The sequence below is a fragment of the Streptomonospora sediminis genome, assembly GCF_054778995.1.
The window spans coordinates 35,497-57,349 of sequence record NZ_BAAGYZ010000128.1 but is presented as its reverse complement, the minus strand read 5'-3'; the positions used below and the strand labels follow the sequence as shown (position 1 = coordinate 57,349).

Here is a 21,853-nt window from a genome sequence, read left to right as displayed (position 1 = left end):
GAGCCGAGCCTAGTGGTCCAGCGCGGCCCGCGGCCCGCTGCCGCGGCCGGCCGGACACCCGCAGCGGGCCGGCGAAGGGCGGGGTGCCGGCAGCCGTTCCGGAGGCGGGCGGCCGGGCCGCGCCTTGTACTTTCGGCCGATCACCGGCGGGAGGCGTGCTTCTAGGATGGGGGAGTGCACGCGCTTCTCCGCACCGTGTGGGACGAGCCCCGTCCGGTCCCTCCCGCGCCCCGGCCGCTCCGGGACGGCGCCCTGGTGGGGGCACTCATCGCCTTGACGGTGCTCGACGGCGCCCTGCGGCTGGATCCGCCGTGGCGGTGGGTCTCCGTTGCGGTCTTTGCCGGACTGCTGCTGACCCTGCTGTGGCGGCGGAGCAGGCCGCTGCTCATGCTTGCGGTCGCCTGCCCCGCCGGAGCGCTCACCCAAGCGCTGACGGGCGGCGCGGCCGAACCCGCAACGGCTGTGTTCCTGCTGCTGCTGCCCTATGCGCTGTACCGCTGGGGGTCGGGCCGCGAGATCGCCGCCGGATCGGCGGTCCTCCTCGCCGGCATCGCCTTCGCGCTCGCGTTCGGCGGCGGCTCCGCCGGCGAGGCACTTGGCGGAGCCGCCGTACTGTCGGCGGCCGCTGCGCTGGGTACAGCGCTGCGCTACCGGGTCCGGGCGCGGATGCGCGAGTTCGACCGGGTCAAGATGCTCGAACGCGAAGCGCTGGCCCGCGACCTGCACGACACCGTCGCCCACCACGTCTCGGCGATCGCGGTACGCGCCCAGGCCGGGCTGGCGACCGCGCAGGCGCGGCCGGCCGCAGCGGCCGACGCGCTCCAGGTGATCGAGACCGAAGCCACGCGCACGCTCGCCGAGATGCGCGCCATCGTGGGCGTCCTGCGGCGGGGAGAACCGGCCGGGGATGCCGCGCCGCGCCCCGGGCGCGGGGTCGCCGACCTGAGCGGGCTTGCGAGCGACGGCGGCACCGGACCCGTTGTGGAGGTGCGGATCAGCGGCGACACCGACGGCCTGCCGGCGCCTACCGCGGCCGCCCTCTACCGCCTCGCCCAGGAGTCGGTCGCCAACGCCCGCCGCCACGCCCGCAACGCGACCCGGATCGTCGTGTGCGTGCGGATCGAGGCCGCCGCCGCGCGCCTGGAGGTGCGCGACGACGGAGAGGCGGGACAGCGGCGCCCGACCGCGGCGCCGGGCTACGGACTCACCGGCATGGCCGAACGCGCCCAACTGCTCGGCGGCACCTGCGCCGCCGGCCCCGACCCGCAGCGCGGTGGCTGGAGCGTCACCGCGGTGCTGCCTTTCCGGGGAGGGACGGTTTGAGTATCCGGGTCCTCGTCGCCGACGACCAGGAGATCGTCCGCACCGGGCTGGCGATGATCCTCGACTCCCGCGAGGGCATCGAGGTCGTCGGCGAGGCCGCCGACGGGCGTGCCGCCGTGGAGTTGGCGCGGCGGCTGCGCCCCGATGTGTGCCTGCTGGACATCCGCATGCCCGGCCTGGACGGCATCGAGGCCACGCGCCTGCTGACCGGCGCCGGGGTCGCGGATCCGCCCGCTGTCGTCGCCATCACCACCTTCGACCTCGACGAGTACGTGTACTCCGCGCTGCGCGCCGGCGCCCGCGGATTCCTGCTCAAGGACGCCGGTCCCGACCTGCTGTCCCAGGCCGTGCACGCCGCGGCCGACGGCGATGCGCTCATCGCGCCGAGCGTTACCGCGCGCCTGCTGGCGGCCTTTGCCGAAGCCGAACCCCCTGCGCAACCGGTGCAGCCCATCGAGGCGCTGACCGACCGCGAGGAGCAGATCCTGGTCACGGTGGCGCGGGGGCGCACCAACAGCGAGATCGCCGCGGAGCTGTTCATCTCGCTGAGCACCGTGAAGGCCCACATCGCCGGCTTGATGGCCAAGCTGGGTGCCCGCAACCGGGTGGAGATCGCCATGTGGGCCTACGAGACCAAGCGCGTCCGCAACTGACTCCGCCTCCGGGGCCGCGCGGGTCCGCAGGATCCGCCGAAACCATCGTGCCGGGCCGGAGCGGCCGGGCGGTGCTGCGCGCGGCGCGGCCCGCCTGCCGGCGGCCGGAGGTACACCCGGATCCCGCCCTTTCGGCCAAGTCCGATCGAGCCGTTGCGCCGATGGCGAGCGGGCTTCAAGCGGCCATTCTCGAACCGTGGGCGGGGGAGCGGACGGGCGCCCGGCGCCGGTTTGCCGCGTCCGCGCCTTCCCGCCGGCCTGCACCAGGCGGCCGCATCAGCCGGCCGCCCCAGAGAAAGGGCTATCGCCGTGAAGGCTGCTTCCACCCCCGCGGACCTGCTCGTGCCCGCCGCACTGATACTGCTCAGCGCCGTACCCGTGGTCGCCGGCGGGTTCCGGCTGACCGAACTGGTCTCGGGCGCCGAGGTGACCCCGGAGAACGCGCGGTTCGCCGCAGCGCCGCTGCCGGTGGTGGTCCACATCCTCACCGTCACCCCCTACTGCCTGCTGGGAGCGTTCCAGTTCTCCGCGGGGCTGCGCCGCAGCAGGCCCGGCTGGCACCGGGCCAGCGGGCGGGCGCTGGTTCCCCTGGGGCTCGCCGCCGCGCTTTCGGGGCTGTGGATGACCGCCTTCTACGACCTTCCAGCGGTCGACGGGGAGCTGTTCGAGCCGTTGGGACTGATCAGGCTGGTGTTCGGGATGGCGATGGCGGCCTGCATCGTCCTGGGCTGCGCCGCGATCCGGCGGCGCGACATCGCCCGCCACCGGGCTTGGATGATGCGCGGCTACGCAATCGGCCTCGGCGCGGGGACGCAGGTGCTGACCTCTGTGCCCTGGATCCTGCTTGCCGGGCCGGTCGACGAGTCGAGCCGGGCGCTGACCATGGCGGCGGGCTGGGTGATCAACGCGGCCGTGGCGGAGTGGGTCATCCGCAGGAGACCGGTGCGCGCGGGGCGCACGCTCCCGGCCAGGGGGTGAGCCCGGTGGCCGGGCCGGGGGCCGTCTCCGCGCTGTCCGCCTGGCCGGGTGCCCGCCGTGGTCGTCAGGTGAGGCCGCGCAGGTAGGCGGGCAGCGGGACCTCGCCCGCGCCGCCGCCGGTGTCGGGCTCGGGGGGACCGTAGGAGCGCGCAGCGGGCACCACGCCCGCCCAGTGCGGCAGGTCCCGGTCCTCGGGTTCCTCGCTGACACCGCCCGTCCGGATCTTGGCCGAGACCTCGTGCAGGTCGAGCCGCAGCACCGAGGTTTGGGCCAACTCCTTGGCCGTGGGCGGCCGGCAGTCGCCTGCACGGCCGGGGAAGGGGGCGTCGACCAGCGCATCCAGCGCCGCCCGGCTTTCGGCCTGGTCGGTGACCCGGCGTGCGGTCCCGTGCGCCACCACCGAGCGGTAGTTCATGGAGTGGTGCATGGCCGAGTGGGCCAGCACCACCCCGTCGGCGATGGTGACGGTGACGCAGACCCGCAACCCGTCGCGGGCGTCGCGCTGCGGGCGGCTTCCCGTGGAGCCGTGCAGGTAGAGCCGCTCGCCCACCCGGGCGTAGAGGGTGGGCAGCACAACGGGTGCGCCATCGGCGACGAAACCGAGGTGGCAGATGTAGTCGGCGTCGAGGATGGCGTGGACGGTACCGCGGTCGTACCCGACGCGTTCGGCGTGGCGGGTGGGCGTCGTGCTCGCGGCGACGGGGTAGGCGGTTTGTTCCTGACCGGCCATTAATGTACCAACTTTGAACTAGTTCAACGTTTATTACGTACTAGTATGTTGGTTCGCGGCTGGTGGCATGTCAAGGGCGGACCGGCGCCCCGCCTTTCGCCGGGTGCACAGCGGCGCACCCGGCGAAAGGCGGAAGGCACCAGCCGTAGAGGTCTTGCGCGGCTGCAGCGGGGCGCCGCCGGCCGGATCCCGCAACGGTCCGGCCGGCGGCCCCCGCCATCAGTAGCGCGTGCCTGCCGCAGCGGGAACCGCGTCCAGTTCGGCCAGCTCCGCGGCGGTCAACCCGATGCCGCCGGCCGCGGCGTTCTCCGCCAGATAGCGCGGCGTCTTGGTGCCGGGGATCGGCACCACGCGCCGGCTCTGGGCGCGCGTCCAGGCCAGCGCCACCTGGCCGGGGAGGAGCCCCCGGCGTTCGGCGACGCGGCGGGTGGCGTCGGCGATCGCCTGGTTGGCGTCCAGGGCGTCCTGCTGGAAGCGCGGGTTGGTCCGCCGCCAGTCGTCCGCGGCGATATCGTCCGCGCTGCGGAACCGGCCGGTGAGGAACCCGCGGCCGAGCGGGGCATAGGCCAAAAACGCGATGCCGTTCGCCTCGCAGTAGGGGAGTACCTCCGCCAGCGGGTCGCGGGTCCACAGCGACAGCTCCGACTGCACCGACGCGACCGGGTGCACCGCCTGAGCACGCCGGATGTCGGCAACCGCCACCTCCGAGAGCCCGATGGCGCGCGCCTTGCCCGCTGCGACCGCCTCGGCCATCGCACCCCAGCTCTCCTCGATCGGCACATCGGGGTCGAGCCGGTGCAGTTGGTACAGATCGACGTGGTCGGTGCCAAGTCGGCGCAGGCTCGCATCGATACTCTCGCGGATGTGCTCGGGGCGCCCGTCATTGCGGCGCCCCAGCGGGTGGTCGGCATCGGTGACCAAGCCGACCTTCGTCGCCAGCACGGCCTGTCCGCGCCGGCCGGCCAGCGCCCGCCCCACCAGCTCCTCGTTGGTGTGCGGCCCGTAGACATCGGCGGTGTCCAGCAGGTCGACGCCCGTGTCCAGCGCCTGGTGGATCACCGAAACCGAGACCGCCTCGTCGCGGCCGTGCGGATCGTAGCCGTGCGACATACCCATACAGCCCAACCCGATCGCCCCGATGTCCGGACCGTCGGCCCCCAGCGTGGTCCTGGCGAGCATGGCCTGTCCCCCTTCCCTGCTGTGTGCGTCTCCTGCGGCCGCGGTGCGGCTGCGGCGGCCACTGTGCCCCCTGGAGCGCACTCCAACGCAAAGCGGTTTCCGCCGGAAGCACCGGCATGGGCACCGTCGCCTACTGCGGGGATCGCGGATGAGGCGGACTAGATTCAGGAGCATGAGCACAGCACCCCCGCGCGGCCTGTCGATCTCCGAAGCCGCCGACCGCACCGGCCTCTCCGCCGACACGCTGCGCTACTACGAGCGGATCGGGCTGATCGATCCGGTGCCGCGTTCGGCGGCGGGCCAGCGCCTCTACGGCGCGGCCGAGCTGGACCGCCTGGAGATGGTCACCCGGCTGCGGGAAGCCGGCATGTCCATCCAGGGCATGCTCGCCTACGCCCGGCTCATCCGCCAGGGGCCGGAGACCACGGCGCTGCGCCGCACGCTGCTCGCCGAGCACCGGGCGCACCTGCGCGCGGAGCTGGAACGGCTGGAGTCGACCATGCGCTACCTCGACACCAAGATCGGCATCTACGATGCCCGCCTGGCCGAGGCCGCAACGGGTGCCTCCGCGGACTCGGCGGCCCAGGCCCCGTCCGGGGCGGAACGGCCCGGCTGCGGAGAGACCGCTTGCGGCCCGGAGCGCGGCGCGGCACAGGGGTAGCGGGACCGCATCCGCGGCCGGCCCGCGCGCGGTTGCGGATTTCGGCGGCGCCGCCCGGCTCAGTCGTGGCCGCCGACGCCCCCGATCCGGCTGACCATCGTCGTGACAAAGGGCCGGAAGCCCTCCTGCTCGAAGAAGCGGATGTCCTCGGAGCTGGTGGCAAGCGCGGTGAGCTCCAGATCGCGGATGCCCATGGCGCCCACCTGGCGGCGCAGTTCCTCCAGCAGGCCCGAGCCGACACCGGTGCCTTCGTGGTCGGGGTGGACGGACAGGGTCTGCACGACGGCGACTCTGGAACCCCGGTCCCAGGAGCCCTGTTCGTTCTCGCGGATGGTCACCATGGCGTAGCCGACCGACTCGCCGCCGCGTTCGGCGACCACGGCGAGGGTTTCCGGCTCGTTCAGCCATGCCAGGTACTGCGCCCTGCGGCGGCGCCAGGATTCGTCGGCGTTCACGCGGGTGATGATGTCTTCGAGATGCGGAGCCGTCGTGCTGTGCTGCTCGTGCAACGCGGCCCACAGCCCGGCGAGCTGGTCCACGTCGGCGGAGCCCAGGTACCGGTAGCGCAGAGTCGGAACTCCACCGTGAGTTTTGGTCGCCAACGAAGTTTCCATGTTCTTTCCACCCGTTCTCGTTGCGTCCGCACGCCCCGCCCTCGCCGCCCCAGCGGTCGTGGTACAGACCAATCGGCGAGGTGGGCTGTATTCCTGACGGTACGTGGTGATTACCCCGAGTGCCGTAGCGACACGTGAAGAAGGTGCCGGTCTCGTGACCACCGAGAAAATTCCGGCGAATTTGACGGTGGTGCTGCGCGGTCTCCGCTCAGCTCCGCACCGCCCCCATCCGGCCTGCGCCGCCCCGCAGGCCGGAAACGGTCGGCTACCCCGAAGGGCCCCGGGAACAACGTCGGCGCCACAATGGGGCGTTGATCCGGTGCACCGCCCGCTCAGGGCTCGCCCCGGCCGTTCGATCCGAGAAGGCGGTCAGCAGCATGAACGCGCACGTTCCCGACCCCGCTAACCCAGCCGAGCCCGGCCGCATCACCGTCCTCGCGCCCGGCGGCGTCGGCGGACTGCTGGCGGGCGCGCTGGCCAGCGACGGCCGCGACGTGGCCGTCGTCGCCACCGAGTCCACCGCCGAGCACATCGCGGCGCACGGTCTGGCGGTGGAATCCGCGGTCCTGGGCGACTTCCGGGTCGGAGTGCCCGCCGCACCGGCGGCCACCGAGCCGGCCGACGTACTCGTCATCGCACCCAAGGCGACCGCGCTGGAGCCCGCGCTCAAGCGGGTACCGCCGCAGCAGGTCGCCGAAGGTGCGCTCGTGCTGCCCCTGCTCAACGGCTTCGAGCACATGGCGCTGCTGCGCTCGTACTACCCCCGCGCCCACGTGCTGGGCACCTCCATCCGGGTGGAGTCGACCCGGACCGGACCCGGCCGCATCGCCCAGACCAGCCCGTTCGCGGACATGGACATCGCCTACTCGGGGGCGCCGCCCGAGCGGGTCGAGCGGTTGGCCGCCGCCCTGCGCTCGGCGGGTCTGCGGGTACGGCTCCGCGGCGACGAGGACGCGGTGCTGTGGCGCAAGTTCCAGTTCCTGCTGGCGACCGCCCTGGTGTGCACCCACCACGGGACCGCAATAGGCACCACGCGCACCGAACGCCGCGCCGACATGGTCGGCGTGGCCGAGGAGGTCGCGGCGGTGGCCGCCGCCAACGGCATCAGCGTCGAAACCGACCGTGTCGTCGGGATGTTCGAGGCCGCCCCGCCCGCCACCAAACCCTCGATGCTGCGCGACCGCGAGGCCGGCCGCCCCATGGAGATCGACGCGCTGGGCGGGGCCCTGCTGCGCGCCGCCCAGCGGTCGGCTACGCCCGTGCCCACCGTCGAGCGCCTGGTGGCCGACCTGCGCGGCATCGACCCCGCGAGCTGAACGACCGCACCGCCGCGTCCAGCCGCCGGCGCCGCCCCCGGCGGTGGCTCCGCCCGGTGCGGAGCTGTGCCCGACATCACGCGGTGAACAAAGGTGCCCGGGCAGGCCGCGGCGACCGCCGGTGTTTCCCGCGGATTACATTGTGAACATGATCGACGTGCGCCGGTTGCAGCTGCTGCAGGCACTTGGCCACCACCAAACGGTCGCCGGAGCGGCCGATTCGCTGGGGGTGACCCCCTCGGCGGTCTCGCAGCAGCTCGCCGCCCTGGCCAAGGAGACCGGGGTCGCCCTCGTCGAACGGCAGGGGCGCCGGTTCGTCCTCACCGGCGCAGCCCGGGTGCTGCTGGGCCACGCCGACGTCATCTTCGCCGAGATGGAGCGCGCGCAGGCCGACCTCACCGAGTACGCCGAGGGCCGGGTCGGCGTCGCACGCGTGGGCTCCTTCGCCACCGGAATCAGCGACCTGGTGGCACCGGCGGTGGCCGCCCTGCGCGAAAGCCGCCCCGGCTGGCGGTTCGAGATCGTGCAGGCCGAGCCCGAGCACAGCACCGAGATGCTGCGCTCGGGCGAACTGGACATCGCGGTCACCATGTCCTCGGGCACGCTGCCCTCCAGCGGCTCCGCGGATTTCCAGGTCGCCCCGATCATGGTGGAGCCTTTCGACGCCGTGCTGCCCTACGACCATCCGCTGGCCGCATCCACCGACCTCGAGTTGGCCGCCGACCTTGCCGACGCCGACTGGATCATGTCGGCGCCCGGCTCGCCCTGGTACGACTGCGTCGCGGCGGCATGCCACCAGGCCGGCTTCCAACCGCGGGTGGCACACACCGTCCACGAGTTCAGCGCGGTGTTCGCGCTGGTGCGGGCCGGGCTGGGCGTGGCGCTGATGCCGCGCCTGGGCTGGACCGGGCTGTCGGCCCCGCACATCCTGGTCCGCACGGTGCGCAACACCGCCCGCCGCCACATCGTCGCGGTCACCCGGGCGGGCTACAACGCCGAGCCGCTCCTCAGCGCGGTGCGCGAGGCGGCGAGCAAGGTCCCGGTGCCCTCGGTGGGCCCGCTGATGGTCTCGGACCCGGGCGCCGCTTAGCACTTCGGGCACCCAACGCCGGGTCGCCGAGCGCGCCGCCGCCCTGTCGGGAGTCCTCAGCCGGAGCCGTCCGGCGCCTCCGGCCCGGCCGGATCCACAGGCCCGTCCGTCCCGCCGGGTGCGGGCAATGGCGGCGGGGGCGCCGCGTCGTCCAGTGCGGTTTGGGCGGCCTCGTGCAGGTAGCGGGCCAGCAGCGCGATCGGCTGCCAGGACCATCCGCCGGTGCTGCCCGCCAGCGAGATCCGCCGGGTGCCGCCGAGCTCGCCGAGCGGGGAGTGCACGACGCCGCGGCGCGTGGCGGCGGCCAGCTTGGGCATGACACCCACCCCCATTCCGGCGGCGACGACCTCTTCCAGGATCTCCAGGTCGTCGATGCGGTGCCGGATCCGCGGCGCGAACCCGGCCGCGGCGCACATGCGCTGGACGAGCTCGTCCTCGTCGCTGCCGCGCGAGTTGGCGATCCAGGAGGCGGCGGCGAGGTCGCGCAGCCGCCGCCGGGTCATGGTGCGGCTGGTGGCCGGCGGGCCCGAGGGTTGGGACAGCAGCAGCGGTTCGGTGCCCACCGGCCGCAGGGTGAGCGAGCCGGGGAAGCGCCGCGGCACCAGGCTGTAGTCGTAGACCAGCCCCATATCGGCCGTTCCCGACTGGAGCAGCTCCAGGGCGTCGTCGGGCTCGTGCTCGATCAGGCGGACCTCGATGCCGGGGTGGTCGGTCTGGAGCCGGCGCATCGCAGGCAGTACGATCGGCCCGGTCACACTGGAAAAGGTGACCAGGTTCACTTGGCCCACCGGTTTCCCGCCGCCCGCGAGTTCGGCCTGGGCGGCATCGACCCGGGCCAGGATGTCGACGGCGTGGCGGGCCAGCCGGTGCCCGGCAGGCGTCAGGCGCACCCGCCGTCCGGCCGGAGCCAGCAGCCGGACGCCCGCCTCGCGTTCCAGCACCGCGAAATGCTTGGAGACCGCGGAGGTGCCCATGCCGGTGGTCTCCGAGACCGCTGCCATGGTGCCCAGCCGCTCCAGTTCCACGAGCAATTGCAACCGCGTCAAGTCCATTCACCAAAACTACACGATCGATCCGCCAATGCTCCGTGGACAGAAACAGACCTGCTGAGTGCAATGGTCGGATGATCATCTCCCCATTTGCCGCGGTTCGCCCTGCCCTGGACCGGGTTCCGCCCGCCGTGCTGCTGCTGGTCGGTATGTTCGTGCTGCACACCGGAAGCGCGCTGGCGGTCCGGGCGTTCAGCGAGGCCGGGCCGCTGGGCGTGACCTGGCTGCGGCTGCTGTGGGCGGCTGTGATCCTGGCGGCGCTGGGCGGGCGCCCGCTGTGGCGTGCGCTGCGCAGCGCGAGCCGGCGCGAGCTGGGTACAGCGGTGATCCTGGGCACAGCCAGCGCGGGGATGATGGCACTCTACTCCGCGGCAACGGCCCGCATCGACCTGGGAACGGCCACCGCACTGGAGTTCCTGGGGCCGCTGGCCGTGGCGGTGCTGGCCCTGCGCCGCCGCCGCGAGGCCGTGTGGATCGCCGCGGCCGCCGCAGGCGTCCTGCTGCTCACCCGGCCCTGGACCGGCGGAGCCGATCTGGCCGGTGTCGCGCTGGGGTTGGCCGGCGCAGTGTGCGTGGCCCTCTACATCGTGTTCACCCAGCGCGTCGGCAGTAGTTTCCAGGCGGTGCACGGGCTCGCGGTGGCGATGGCGGTCGGGGCGGTGCTGACCGCACCGTTCGGGCTTCCGCCGGTGCTGGCCGCCCCGAACATCGGGCATGTGCTGGGTATCACCCTGGCGATCGCGGTGCTGTTCCCCTTGGTGCCGTTCCTGCTGGAGATGGTGGTGCTGCAACGCATGGGCCGTTCCGCGTTCTCCACCTTCGGCAGCCTCGAACCGGCGGTCAGCCTGGTCATGGGCATGGCCCTCATCGGCCAGATCCCGGCCTGGGTACAGGTGGGCGGCATGGCACTGGTGGTGGCCGCCGGGATCGGGGCGGCCCGCGGCGACGGCCGCAGGCCGGGCGCCGCCGCGCGCCGGCGCACGCGGGAGCCGCAGCAGGAAGGCGGCGGGGACGGGCCGCAGGCGCTGCCCAGCGGGCAGGCCGCGGTCCCACCGGGGAGGAGCGGCTCGGCGGTGTCCCCGAGCGGGTGGCCTGAACGGGCGCTTCCAGGAGCCCTCTGCCCGCCCGCAGCGGGCCGCCCGCCGGCCGCCGGAGCCGGCCGGCTCAGGTTTCCTTGCGCCGGCCTCCGTACTTCTTGTGCACCGCCTGTTTGCTGATGCCCAGGATCACGGCGATCTCGCTCCACGTGAAGCCCTGTATCCGGGCCCGCCGCACTTGGATCGCCTCCAGCCGTTCGGCCTCCTGGCGCACTTCGACGATGGCTCGCAGCGCCAACAGGGGCGAATCGCCGCGGGCGGACTCCAGCAGCGGCGTGATCAGGTCCTCCTCCATGCCTCCAACTTACGCTTGTACCGGGGCCGAGCGCGCCGGGCACAGCCGCGACCGCTGCGCCCCCGGGCGGCCGCCGCGCCTGCCGATACCGCCGAATGCGCCGATTCCGGGCGGTACGCGGCGCGTTGTGTCGTCGGGATGGAATAAAGTCAGGCCCAATCATGAGCACGAATACCGATCTCGAACTCCTGCGCGCCTACGAGCCCGTCCTCGTCTTCACCCGCGGAGAACTTTTCTTCCCTGCCGATGTCGAGTCCTATGTCCGCTGTTGCAGCCTGTGGTGCGAAGACGGCGACGACAAGGACAAGGAGTTCGAGGCCGTCCCAGCGGGCGAACTCACGCTGGACCGCCTCGGCCGCGCCGAACGCGAGTGGCCCGGCCGCTACAAGCACCTGCGCTTCGTGCAGGAGGCCACGCTGCGCGCCGAGGCCCGCAAGCACAAGAAGACCACCCGCAGGGTCATCCCGCGCAGCGGACGGCTGGCCGCCGTCGGAGTCCTCGGCCGCGTGGTCGACATCCTGATGAAGCTCTCCCTGCTCATCCGCGGCGCCGTGCCCGGCGGGGTGGCCGCGGCGGCTGCCACCCGCTACCGCGACCGGGTCGGCGGCGACAGCCGGTCGGCCACCTACTACGGGCGGGTCGTGCGCGAAGGCGGCTACACCGCCCTGCAGTACTGGTTCTTCTACGCCATGAACGACTGGCGCTCCACCTACGGCGGTGTCAACGACCACGAGGCCGACTGGGAAAAGGTCACCGTCTACATCGTCGAGGACGCCCAAGGCCGCACCCGGCCGGTGTGGGTGGGCGCCTCCTCGCACGAGTACTACGGCGACGACCTGCGGCGCAGCTGGGACGACGACCAGCTGCGGCGCGAGGGCGACCACCCCGTCATCTTCGTGGGCGCCGGCTCCCACTCCCACCAGATGCTGCCCGGCGACTACCTCATCCAGGTCGACCCCGCGGTGCTGCGCGGCGTGGTGCGCGCCTGGCGGCGGCTGACCCTGTGGCTGTTCCGCAGCGACAGCGCGATCGTCCGCCGCGGCATCGGCGTCCCCTTCGTCGACTACGCCCGCGGCGACGGCGTGCGCGTTGGCCCCGGCGGCGACCGCGAATGGACGGCGCACCCCATCGACGACGACACCCCCTGGGTACGCGGTTTCCGCGGCCTGTGGGGGCGCGACACCGGCGACTTCTTCGACGGCGAACGCGCGCCCAGCGGCCCCCGCTACGAGCGCGACGGCACCATCCGCTGGTCGTGGGCCGACCCGCTGGCCTGGGTGGGCCTGCAGAAGGTCTCACCCAACGAGAGCGCCGCGCGCGCCCAACTCGCCGCGCACCTGGGCGACCTGGAAGAACGCATCGGCGAATCCGACGCCGAGATCACCCGCCGCCGCGACGCGCTGCGCCGGCTCTCCGCGGCCCGCATCGTGCTCAGCCGCGACAGCCACTCCCAGTCCCGCGCGGCAGAGTACGACGAGCGCATCAGCGCCGACGAGCAGGAGTTGGCCGCCACCTACCGGCGGCGCGCCATGATGGTCGACGAGCGCGACTCCTGCCGCGAGGCCCTCGACAGCGACACCCCCGTTGCGCCCCGGCCCGCCGAGCACCTGGACAACCCGCACCTGCCCTACGCCACCGGCGAGCAGCGCACCACCCGGTTCCTGCAGGTGTGGGCGGCACTGAGCACCCCACTGCTCATCTGTGCGCTGGGCGGCATGCTGCTGCTGCGCGGTATCTACACCGCTCCGGCGATGATCGGTGTGGTGCTGGTCTTCGCCATGATCGACGCCGTTGCCCGCCGCAAACTGACCACCTTCCTGGCCGGACTCGCGATCCTGCTGGTGATCGTGGGGCTGATCGTGGGAATCATCGCCGCCTTCGCGGCCGATTGGCGGATCTCGCTGCTGGTACCCACTGCGCTGATCGTGGTGCTGCTGCTATGGGTAAACGTCCGCGATCTGGTCCGGCGCTGAGCATCCCCGCGGCGCCGGCCCGGCTCACTCCAGACCCGATGCGCGGATGGTGATGTTCAGCCGCCCCTGCTCCAGGCCGATCCCGGCCGGCGCCGTGCCCGGCCGGGTGCGCGGCACCCCGTGGTATGCCATGCGCGCCGGTCCGCCGAAGACGAACAGGTCGCCGCTGGCCAGCTCCACGTCGGTGTAGGGGCGGGTGCGGGTCTCGGTGTTGCCGAACCGGAAGACGCAGGTATCGCCCAGGCTCAGCGAGACCACCGGCGCATCGGCGTGCTCGTCGCGGTCCTGGTGCATGCCCATCCGGGCTTCGGCATCGTAGAAGTTCACCAGCGCCACGTCGTAAGGCGGATCGCCGGGGGCGGGCGGCGCACCAAAGGCGGCGGCCACACCGGCGCGGGCCAGCTCGCCCAGCACCGCCGGAAACGGTGGCACGGGCTCGCCTCCGGGCAGGGTGCGCGAGTAGCGGTAGGGCGCCCAAAACCAGCCCAGGGCGGTCATCCGGACGCTCATGGTCCCGCCCCGCGGCATGCGGTGCCGCACCATACCGCCGGGGCCGCGCGACCAATCGCGGCAGCGCCGCACCAGGTCGCGCTGGGCCTCGAATCCCAGCCACCCGGGCAGGTGCACGGCCCCCGGTGCCACCTGGACCGGGTCGGCACCGAACAGCGGCTCGTTCACGCCGGCCGCCCGGTCCGGACCGCGCGGCGCAGCCGCCGCTGCGAGCGGGGCGTATCGGTGGTCTCCACGGTTCCCATCCGACCATGCAGCGCACGGCCGGGGCAACGCGTGCGCCCACCGCCGCCCGCGCCCGTCCCACCCGCACGCGGGAGGGGCGGCGGGCGCGGCGCGGGGGCAGCACCGCCCGGCGCGGGTAGGATGGTGGCGCGTTGAGTACCGGAGCACGAGCGCAGGAGGTGGGGCCGACCATGAGCCAACCTCCCAGTACGGCCTGAAACCGCGTCCGGTTCCGCCACGCGGTGCGGCGCAGCAGCATGTCTGCGCCGGGCGCCGCTCCGCCTTATCTCAACGCCGAGGGGTGACCCCATGGCCCAACGCAACCCACTTGCCTGGCTGCCCGGTATCCGCGGCGGCCATCAGGCCCGCAAGCTCGCCCGGCCCCGACCGCCGGAGTACTCCATGGATCCCCGCGCCGATCACAGCGGCGGCGCCACGCCACCGGTGCAGGACAGCGTGATCGACGCCGCGATCTATGTCGACGGCAACCGCCAAGAGGCCCCCACCGAACTGCGCGACCTTGCCGAGCTGCACCGCCGTACCCCCGACCACGAGGGCGCCATGGCCTGGATCGGGCTGCTGCGCCCCTCCAGCAACCAGTTGTGGGCCGCCGCCAAGGAGTTCGGGCTGCACGAGCTGGCGGTCGAGGACGCCATCGTCGCCCATCAGCGCCCCAAGCTGGAACGCTACGACGACACGCTGTTCGTCGTGCTGAAATCGGCCCTCTACCTGGACGCCAGCGAAGAGGTCCGCTTCGGCGAATTGCACCTGTTCGTCGGCCGCCACTTCGTGCTGACCGTGCGGCACACCCAGGCCCCCGACCTCTCGGCGGTGCGCCGCCGCCTGGAAAACGACCCCAAACTGCTCGCGCTGGGCCCCGAAGCGGTGCTGTACGCGATCCTGGACGCGGTCGTCGACGGCTACGCGCCGGTGGTCGCCGGGCTGCAGAACGACGTCGACGAGATCGAGACCCAGGTCTTCGACGGCGACCCCGCGGTCTCGCGGCGCATCTACGAACTCTCCCGCGAGGTGATCGAGTTCCAGCGCGCCGCCCGCCCCCTGCTGCCGATGCTGCGTGCGCTCAACGAGGGCTTCGACAAGTACGGGACCGACGAGGAGCTGCGGCGCTACCTGCGCGACGTCGCCGACCACGCCACGACCGTCGCCGAACGTGTCGACGGCTTCCGCGACATGCTGCAGAGCATCCTCACGGTCAACGCCACCCTGGTCAGCGAGGCGCAGAACGAGGAGATGCGCCGTGTCACCGAGGCCAGCTACCGCCAGGGCGAGCAGGTCAAGAAGATCTCCGCGTGGGCGGCCATCCTGTTCGCACCCAGCCTGGTCGGCAGCATCTACGGCATGAACTTCGACCACATGCCCGAACTCGACTGGGGCCTGGGCTATCCGATGGCGCTGGCGCTGATGGCGGGGATCAGCGTCACGCTCTACGCCGTCTTCAAATGGCGCCACTGGATGTGATCCCACGCAGGCTGCAGGCGGGGCGCGGGTTTCTCCCGTACCGGCCGGATGCCGGACCACCCCGGGGCGCCCGGCACCGGCCAACGGGATTGTGTCACCCCGTGCTGCCGGCCGCAGCCTCCTCCTGCTCGACCCAGGCCTGCAGGGAGCGGCCCTGGATCGCGGCCGACATGAGGTCGGGGAACCGGTCGGGGGTGCAGGCGAAGGCCGGCACCCCCAGCGCGGCCAGCGCGGCGGCGTTCTCGCGGCTGTAGGACGGCGAACCCTCGTCGGAAAGCGCGAGCAGCACCACCACCTGCACCCCGGCGGCGGTCATGGTCGCCACGCGGCGCACCATCTCCTCGCGTACCCCGCCCTCGTACAGGTCGCTGATGAGCACCAGGACCGAGTCCTGGGGGCGGCCGATCAGGTCCTGGCAATAGGCCAGCGCCCGGTTGATGTCGGTGCCGCCGCCCAGCTTGGTACCGAACAGGACCTCGACCGGGTCGCTGAGCTGCTCGGTCAGGTCGACCACCGAGGTGTCGAAGACGACCATGGAGGTCTTCAGCGCGCGGATCGAGGCCAGCACCGCCCCGAACACGCCCGCGTAGACCACCGAGGAGGCCATCGAACCGCTCTGGTCGATGGCCAGCACCACGTCGCGCTGCACGCCGCGGCTGCGGCGGGCGTAGCCGACCAGGTTCTGCGGCACGATGGTGCGGTACTCCGGCAGGTAGTGCGCCAGATTGCGGCGGATGGTGCGGTCCCAGTCGATGTCGGCCACCCGCCGCGGCCGGCTGGTGCGGGCCGACCGGTCCAACGCCCCCTGCACGACCGAGCGCGTGCGCTGGGACAGGCGTTTCTCCAGGTCCTCCACGACCCGGCGCACCACCGCCCGCGCCGACTCCCGCGCCGCCTCGGGCATCACCTGGCTGAGTGAGAGCAGCGTGCCGACGAGGTGCACGTCGGGTTCGACGGCCTCCATCATCTCCGGCTCCATCAGCATCCGCCGCAGCCCGAGGCGCTCCATGGCGTCGGTCTGCATGACCTGGACCACGCTGGAAGGGAAGTAGCCGCGGATGTCGCCCAGCCAGTTGGCCACCGACGGCGAGGATCGGCTCAGGTCGCCGGAGCGGTCGCCGCTGCTGCGCCGGCCCCCGCCCGAATCGCCGGAGTCGCCGCGGTTGTACAGGGCGGCCAGGGCCCCGTCCATGCCGGCGTCGGCGCCGCTGAGGCCGCCGCACGCGGATTCGGCGGGTCCGCCCAGGACCAGCCGCCACCGCCGCAGGCGCTCGGAGTCCTCGCCGGGTGCCGGATCCGCGGGTGCTGTTGTCTCGTTCATCTGCTGCGCGCCGGTGTCCCCGCTGCCGGGGGTACCGCCGCCCCTCCTCTCGGGTGGGACCTGGGAACAGGGTCGTCGTTGGCCGGGCGGAAGCGGCCGGGAAACCGGGCGGTTCCACCGGCGGCGGCCGCGGGCCGCACCGGCCGGGAACGGGAACCGGGCAACCGGATCAACCCGCCGGCCGGCCGGCGGCGGCCCCGGCGGCCCCGCCGCTGGGCACAGGCTGCGGCGCGTTTCCGGCACCGCGGGCACTCCCGCTGGTTGCCGTGCCGTCCGTGCCGCCTATGCCGTCCGTGCTTGCGGCCCCTTCGCCGGCCGGCCGCGGATGTCCGAGCAGTGCCGCGGCCGTCGCCACGGCCGGGGCGGCGCGCCGGGAGTCGAGGTCCTCGCCCGCCGCGCCACCGGATGCGGCCGGACGGCCCAGGCTGCGGGCACTATCGCCGATGGAACGGCGTTCGGCGCCGGTGAAGGAACCGAAGGTGCGCCGCAGCAGCGGCAGGACCTCGGTGAACGCATCGGGGGCCAGCCCGCCGAGCCAGCGGTCGATCAGGCCCAGCAGCGCCGTGTCGTGCACCAGCACCAACCCGCTGCCCGATACGAACCCCTCGATCCAGTGGGCGGTGCGCTGCGGTGCGGTGCCCCGCGAGGCCGCTCGGCCCAGGCGCGCGGCGAGCGTGCCGGAGTCCAGCCGCCCGGAGTCGTGCAGGATGCGGTTGGCCCGCCCGCACACGCGCCCCGGCGCGGATTCGCGGACGGCCACCTGCTCCAGCACGTCCAGCCACGCGGCTTCGTCGGCGCCGCCCATCAGCACCGCGGCCCCCTGCACGCCGTCGATCGCGCGGACCATCGCATCGGCGGCATCGTCGCCCAGCCCCGACACCGCGGGCACCAGGCCCGCCCGGATGCGGGCCAGCAGCTGGGCGGCCACATCGCGCAGCGCCGCGGAGTCGCTGCCGCGGACGTCGCCGTACCGCGCGGAGCGCGCCAGCGGCGGCAGCGCCGCCATGAGCCGCTCGATGTCGGTGTCCTCGGCGGCGCGGGCGGTGAGCTCGCGCAGCACCTCGGCGATGGCGCCGCCGAGGTCGGCGTGCAGGCACTGCTCGGCCAGCAGGGTCAGCCAAGGCAGGTCGGCGCGGGCGGCCGTTGAGCGGGCGCGCGATTCCGCGGCCGACTCCACGGTAGTGCCCCAGGCGCCGGCCTCGACCAGCCGCAGGTCGAGGCCGGGCTGCCACACCACGGTCCAGCTCTCGCGAAAGGTTCCCCGCGAACGGACGGTGTCGTGCCGGGGCCTGCCCCACTCGACGCCGAGCAGCCGCAGCCGGTGCAGCAGCACGCTGCGGCGGCGGCCGTTGTCCTCGCGCAGGTCCAGGTCGAGGTCCTGCGGTTCGGCCTTGGGTTTCAGGCGCACACTGCGCTGCTGGGCGGCGAGGTCGCGCTGCAGCGGCACCATCGGTGTGCGCTCGGGCACCGCGCCGAGCTGTTCGCCCAGCACCATCTCGCTGTGCAGCAGCTGCGCGCGGGCCTGCGCCCCCTCGCACAGCACCGATTCCGCGGCGTCGGCTGCCTCGTCCAGCCCGGCGACCGGGCGGCCGCGCAGCGCGGCCAGGGTCTCGGTGAGGCGGACCGCCTCGATCACATGCGCCGAGGAGACCGGCAGATCCTTTTCGCGCAGCCGCCGCGCGGCCTCGGCCAGCCACCGCGTGATGGGCCGGTCGGGTGCGGTGAACAGGTGGTGGTACCAGCCGGGCGAGCGCACGCCCGCCCGGTAGCCGGAGGCCGACGCCAGCCGCCCGTGGGTCCACGGGATCCAGGTGGTGGCGACCTTGGCCTTGGGCAGCCCGCGCAGCAGCGCGGTGTCGTCGGCGGCCTTGGGGTGGTCGAGCAGCGCCGGGGCGTGCCAGGCGCCGCAGACCACGGCGATGGGGCCGCTGACCGCACGCAGCGCCTTGCGCAGCACCTGGCGCATGTGGGCTTCGCGCCGGGCGTCGTGCAGCGCGGCCGCCCCGCCCGAGTGGGGACCCCACTCGGCGCGCACGGCGGCCATGGCCTCGGCGATGGCGGGAAACGGCGACGGCGTGCCGCCGACCGCGCCGCGGCCTTCGACCACGTCGTCCCACCAGCGCTCCGGGTCGTCGTAGCCGGCGGCCTCGGCCAGCACGCCCAGGGGGTCGGCCACCCGGTGGTCGGGCTCGGCGCCGTCGGGGGCGGACTCCGTGTCCGGCCCGGACCCGGCGGCTCCGGCGGAGTCGGCCGAGCCGGTGCCCCCGCCTTCCCCGTCCGGATCCCGATCGGCCTGTTCGGTCTGTTCGGCCTGCTCCTCGGCCAGTACGTGCGCCGCGGGCAGGTCCATGAACCGCGCCGGCACCCCGTTTTCGGCCGCGTAGCGCAGCGCGATCCACTCCGGCGAGAACGACGCGAGCGGCCAGAACGCCGCGCGCGAGGGGGAGTCGGGCACGTAGGCCAGCAGCGATACCGGGGGTTGGAGGTCGCCCACCAGCTCAACCAGGCCGTCGGCCTCGGGCGGGCCCTCGATGAGCACGAGTGCGGGGCCGACGCGTTCCAGCTCGGCCCGCACCGATCGGGCCGACCCCGGCCCGTGGTGGCGGATGCCCAGGACATGGACGCGGTCGGTGTCGACGCGCGCCATCAGCGGCTGACTTCGCGGCAGGCGCGGTAGAAGTCGTCCCAGCCGTCGCGGTCGCGCGCAACGGTCTCGAGGTACTCCCGCCACACGACCGAGTCGGAGACCGGGTCCTGCACAACGGCGCCGTGGATGCCCGCGGCGACATCGGCCGGGCGCAGGTTGCCGTCGCCGAAGTGCGCGGCCAGCGCAATGCCGTTGGTGACCACCGAGATCGCCTCGGCGGTGCTCAGCGTGCCGCTGGGCGATTTCACCTTTGCGGAGCCGTCGGCGGTGGCGCCCTCGCGCAGTTCGCGGAAGACGGTGACCACCCGGCGGATCTCGGCGAGGCTGGTGGGGACCTCGGGCAGCTCCAGTGAACGCCCGAGGCTCTCGACGCGCCGGGTGACGATGTCGATCTCGTCCTCGATGGTGGCCGGGACCGGCAGCACCACGGTGTTGAACCGCCGCCGCAGCGCGCTGGAGAGGTCGTTGACCCCGCGGTCGCGGTCGTTGGCGGTGGCGATGACGTTGAAGCCCCGGGTGGCCTGGACCTCGCTGCCCAGTTCCGGAACCGGCAGCGTTTTCTCCGACAGCACCGTGATCAGCGCATCCTGCACGTCGGAGGGGATGCGGGTGAGCTCCTCGACGCGGGCCAGGCGGCCCTCGGACATGGCGGTCATGATGGGGCTGGAGACCATCGCCGCCTCGGAGGGGCCTTCGGCCAGCAGCCGCGCGTAGTTCCAGCCGTAGCGGATGGCCTCTTCGGCGGTGCCCGCCGTGCCCTGCACCAGCAGCGTGGAGTCGCCGGAGATGGCCGCGGCCAGGTGCTCCGACAGCCAGGTCTTGGCGGTACCGGGCACGCCCAGCAGGAGCAGCGCCCGGTCGGTGGCCAGGGTGGCCACCGCCACCTCGACGACCCGCTGGGCCCCGATGTACTTGGCGGAGATCTCGGTGCCGTCCTCAAGGGTGCCGCCGAGGACGTAGCGGGTGACCGCCCAGGGCGAGAGCTTCCAGCCGGGCGGGCGCGGCCGGGAGTCGGCGCGTTCCAGCGCGGCGAGTTCGGCGGCGAAGTTCTGCTCGGCGTGCGGGCGCAGCGCCGCCGCGGGGGCGGAGGGGAGGGTCAACGGAACTCCTGATGCATCTCGTGTCGGTATTTCAGCGTGTCTGCGAGGCCTTCCAGGCGTGCCTGGATCTTGTTCGAGGTGGCGCCGCGGGCCGCGGCGGTGACTTCGAAATGCAGCGCCGGGGACATGCGGTTCTCCGCGTAGCTGCAGATCGGCCAGACCAAGTCGTTAGGGGAGGAAACGGCACCCAGGATCCGCAGGGCCATCCTGCTGAAAGCTTCGTCCCAGGCGCAGTCGAGCACTTGGACGATGGGCAGCAGGACCCGCCCCGGGTAGTGGGCCTGCCTGGCGCCGACCTGCTCGAGGTGCTCCAGCGCCAAGGAGCACTGCTCGGCGGGTGGCAGGACTCCCAGCAGGGGGCGGGCCCGGGTGGAGTGGTCGCTGGGGGATTCGCTAAGCCGCTGCAGCGCGACCGGTAGTAGAGCGCGCGCCCAGGCCGGGGCGTACTGCAGGACGGCGGCATCGGCCAGCGCCTCGAAGAATTCGTGGTCGCCGCCGGCGTTCCGGGCGACCTCGGCGGGATCAGCGCCGAGGTGGCCGACCCAGGCCCCGAGCGGGGTGTAGTGCACCAGCACCCACAGCCGTTCGCGGCGGGTGTTGCGGCTGGTCTTGTCCTGCTTGCGCGGGGACACGCCCAGGTCGCGGGCGAGGTCGGGGTCGGCGAGGTCGGGCAGGCAAAGCTGCAGTGAGCCGTCGGCGCCGATCAGCACGTGCCGGCGGGCAAGGTCGCTGAGCCGGCGCCCCCGTTCGGTGTCGGGGAACCGGGCCGCGAGCGCCATCGCGAGCCCGCGCACACGGGTGCTGCGGTCGGTCAGCGCCTCGTCGATCAGCGGCTTGTCGGCTTCGGTGAGGTGCGCTCCGCGCGCCTCCAACAGCGAATACCGCTTCTCGGCCGGTTCGCTGCGCCACTGCTCGGCGGTGAACTCGGCGGTGCCGGCCATCCGCGCCAGGTAGGACCACTTCGGATTGAGCCCGGCCAGCCACAGCCCGCGGGCACCGGCGGCAGCGGCAAGCGGCCTGCCGATGCCGTCGTGGTCGCGCGAGCCGCGGTCCAGCAGGTCGGGCAGGGTCTCGGGCGGGACCCGGAGCCCGTGCCGGCCCGCCAGCTCCAGCCATTCGGCCAGATGCTCGGAGTTGGCGGTGCGCAGGCTGTCGAGCCGCTGCGCCGCTCGGGGGCCCGGCAGCGGCGCGGTCTCGGCCGCCGCCGGTTCGAGGATCGCGGGCGAGTCGGTGCCGATGTGCTCGGGCGTGCGGCCCGCGCGGCGCCGGACGGTGGCCAGAGCGGCGCGGTCGAGCAGGGTTGCGGTGGGATCGCCGCGATCGGCGCCGGGCAGGCCAGCGAGGCGGGGCACCGACCGGCGCGCGGTGCCCACCAGCGCCACCGACACCAGATCGGACCAGGTGCCGTGGTCGCCGGCGCCGGGCCCGGTACCGGCGGCGCCGGGGCCACCGGGTTCGGTTCCGGAGGCGGGATCCGGGGGCGCGAGAGGCGCAGGGGCCTCAGGGGGCGCATGTGGTTCGGGGGGCAAAACAGTCCTCTCGTGCAAGCAGAGGCCAGTGGGCGGCAGGTGGTCGGCTGCGCAGCGGAGGCGGGGCGGGCGGGGACCGGCTGA

Annotated in this window: 19 protein-coding genes; 9 read left to right on the top strand and 10 right to left on the bottom strand. The window is 73.4% G+C overall.

The window, feature by feature from the left end; translation table 11 throughout:
- Nucleotides 1-174: 174 nt before the first annotated feature.
- The 3 genes from ACYVD5_RS25420 to ACYVD5_RS25410 all read left to right on the top strand — a co-directional run bounded on the left by ACYVD5_RS25420 (nt 175) and on the right by ACYVD5_RS25410 (nt 2,954).
- Nucleotides 175-1,323 carry a sensor histidine kinase gene (locus ACYVD5_RS25420; RefSeq protein WP_461003671.1) on the top strand — a complete coding sequence of 383 codons (1,149 nt, stop codon included), beginning with the start codon at nt 175-177 and terminating at the stop codon, nt 1,321-1,323.
- Complete coding sequence (locus tag ACYVD5_RS25415) at nt 1,320-1,976, top strand: response regulator (RefSeq protein ID WP_461003670.1); 657 nt, start codon at nt 1,320-1,322, stop codon at nt 1,974-1,976. Before ACYVD5_RS25420 ends, ACYVD5_RS25415 begins: the two co-directional genes overlap by 4 nt.
- Nucleotides 1,977-2,285: 309 nt before the next feature.
- Nucleotides 2,286-2,954, top strand: a complete 669-nt coding sequence (locus ACYVD5_RS25410) for a DUF2306 domain-containing protein (RefSeq protein ID WP_461003669.1) — start codon at nt 2,286-2,288, stop codon at nt 2,952-2,954.
- Between the two features lie 64 nt (nt 2,955-3,018).
- On the opposite strand, the gene ACYVD5_RS25405 is transcribed toward ACYVD5_RS25410, so the two are convergent.
- Nucleotides 3,019-3,684 carry a pyridoxamine 5'-phosphate oxidase family protein gene (locus ACYVD5_RS25405; protein ID WP_461003668.1) on the bottom strand — a complete coding sequence of 222 codons (666 nt, stop codon included), beginning with the start codon at nt 3,682-3,684 and terminating at the stop codon, nt 3,019-3,021.
- A gap of 219 nt (nt 3,685-3,903) precedes the next feature.
- On the bottom strand, nt 3,904-4,863 hold the full coding sequence (locus ACYVD5_RS25400; RefSeq protein WP_461003667.1) for an aldo/keto reductase: 960 nt from the start codon (nt 4,861-4,863) through the stop codon (nt 3,904-3,906).
- A gap of 172 nt (nt 4,864-5,035) precedes the next feature.
- Between ACYVD5_RS25400 and ACYVD5_RS25395 the strand changes: the two genes are divergently transcribed.
- A complete protein-coding gene (locus ACYVD5_RS25395; protein ID WP_461003666.1) occupies nt 5,036-5,524 on the top strand; it encodes a MerR family transcriptional regulator in 489 nt (162 codons plus the stop codon).
- Nucleotides 5,525-5,583: 59 nt separating this feature from the next.
- On the opposite strand, the gene ACYVD5_RS25390 is transcribed toward ACYVD5_RS25395, so the two are convergent.
- Nucleotides 5,584-6,138, bottom strand: coding sequence for a GNAT family N-acetyltransferase (locus tag ACYVD5_RS25390; protein WP_461003665.1), 555 nt, complete (start codon nt 6,136-6,138; stop codon nt 5,584-5,586).
- 377 nt (nt 6,139-6,515) lie between these two features.
- Here ACYVD5_RS25390 and ACYVD5_RS25385 point away from each other — a divergent pair, with 377 nt between their 5' ends.
- Together ACYVD5_RS25385 and ACYVD5_RS25380 are read left to right on the top strand one after the other, a co-directional pair.
- Entirely contained in the window at nt 6,516-7,454 is a 939-nt protein-coding gene (locus tag ACYVD5_RS25385) for a ketopantoate reductase family protein (RefSeq protein WP_461003664.1), read from the top strand.
- A 148-nt stretch (nt 7,455-7,602) separates the two neighbouring features.
- Nucleotides 7,603-8,544, top strand: a complete 942-nt coding sequence (locus ACYVD5_RS25380) for a LysR family transcriptional regulator (RefSeq protein ID WP_461003663.1) — start codon at nt 7,603-7,605, stop codon at nt 8,542-8,544.
- Nucleotides 8,545-8,600: 56 nt separating this feature from the next.
- Here the strand turns inward: ACYVD5_RS25380 and ACYVD5_RS25375 are convergent, their stop codons facing one another.
- The gene (locus tag ACYVD5_RS25375; protein WP_461003662.1) at nt 8,601-9,596 is read right to left on the bottom strand and encodes a LysR family transcriptional regulator; all 996 of its coding nucleotides are present in this window, start codon (nt 9,594-9,596) and stop codon (nt 8,601-8,603) included.
- A 71-nt stretch (nt 9,597-9,667) separates the two neighbouring features.
- On the opposite strand from ACYVD5_RS25375, the gene ACYVD5_RS25370 reads away from it, so the two are divergent.
- Complete coding sequence (locus ACYVD5_RS25370; protein WP_461003661.1) at nt 9,668-10,810, top strand: EamA family transporter; 1,143 nt, start codon at nt 9,668-9,670, stop codon at nt 10,808-10,810.
- Here the strand turns inward: ACYVD5_RS25370 and ACYVD5_RS25365 are convergent.
- The gene (locus ACYVD5_RS25365) at nt 10,758-10,985 is read right to left on the bottom strand and encodes a hypothetical protein (protein ID WP_461003660.1); all 228 of its coding nucleotides are present in this window, start codon (nt 10,983-10,985) and stop codon (nt 10,758-10,760) included. The two genes, ACYVD5_RS25370 and ACYVD5_RS25365, sit on opposite strands and share 53 nt — an antisense overlap.
- A gap of 161 nt (nt 10,986-11,146) precedes the next feature.
- On the opposite strand from ACYVD5_RS25365, the gene ACYVD5_RS25360 reads away from it, so the two are divergent.
- Nucleotides 11,147-12,958 carry an NPP1 family protein gene (locus tag ACYVD5_RS25360; protein WP_461003659.1) on the top strand — a complete coding sequence of 604 codons (1,812 nt, stop codon included), beginning with the start codon at nt 11,147-11,149 and terminating at the stop codon, nt 12,956-12,958.
- A 24-nt stretch (nt 12,959-12,982) separates the two neighbouring features.
- Here ACYVD5_RS25360 and ACYVD5_RS25355 read toward each other — a convergent pair whose 3' ends face one another.
- Nucleotides 12,983-13,636: an alpha-ketoglutarate-dependent dioxygenase AlkB family protein gene (locus tag ACYVD5_RS25355; RefSeq protein ID WP_461003658.1), complete on the bottom strand. Its 654-nt coding sequence runs from the start codon at nt 13,634-13,636 to the stop codon at nt 12,983-12,985.
- Between the two features lie 366 nt (nt 13,637-14,002).
- Here ACYVD5_RS25355 and ACYVD5_RS25350 point away from each other — a divergent pair, with 366 nt between their 5' ends.
- Nucleotides 14,003-15,172, top strand: a complete 1,170-nt coding sequence (locus ACYVD5_RS25350; protein ID WP_461003657.1) for a magnesium and cobalt transport protein CorA — start codon at nt 14,003-14,005, stop codon at nt 15,170-15,172.
- Nucleotides 15,173-15,266: 94 nt separating this feature from the next.
- On the opposite strand, the gene ACYVD5_RS25345 is transcribed toward ACYVD5_RS25350, so the two are convergent.
- The 4 genes from ACYVD5_RS25345 to ACYVD5_RS25330 form a co-directional block, all read right to left on the bottom strand.
- Complete coding sequence (locus ACYVD5_RS25345) at nt 15,267-16,493, bottom strand: VWA domain-containing protein (protein ID WP_461003656.1); 1,227 nt, start codon at nt 16,491-16,493, stop codon at nt 15,267-15,269.
- Nucleotides 16,494-16,662: 169 nt separating this feature from the next.
- A complete protein-coding gene (locus ACYVD5_RS25340) occupies nt 16,663-19,140 on the bottom strand; it encodes a DUF5682 family protein (RefSeq protein WP_461003655.1) in 2,478 nt (825 codons plus the stop codon).
- Nucleotides 19,140-20,240, bottom strand: coding sequence for an ATP-binding protein (locus tag ACYVD5_RS25335; protein ID WP_461003654.1), 1,101 nt, complete (start codon nt 20,238-20,240; stop codon nt 19,140-19,142). The genes ACYVD5_RS25340 and ACYVD5_RS25335 overlap by 1 nt, the downstream gene beginning before the upstream one ends.
- Complete coding sequence (locus ACYVD5_RS25330; protein WP_461003653.1) at nt 20,237-21,769, bottom strand: DUF5691 domain-containing protein; 1,533 nt, start codon at nt 21,767-21,769, stop codon at nt 20,237-20,239. The genes ACYVD5_RS25335 and ACYVD5_RS25330 overlap by 4 nt, the downstream gene beginning before the upstream one ends.
- Nucleotides 21,770-21,853: the final 84 nt, after the last annotated feature.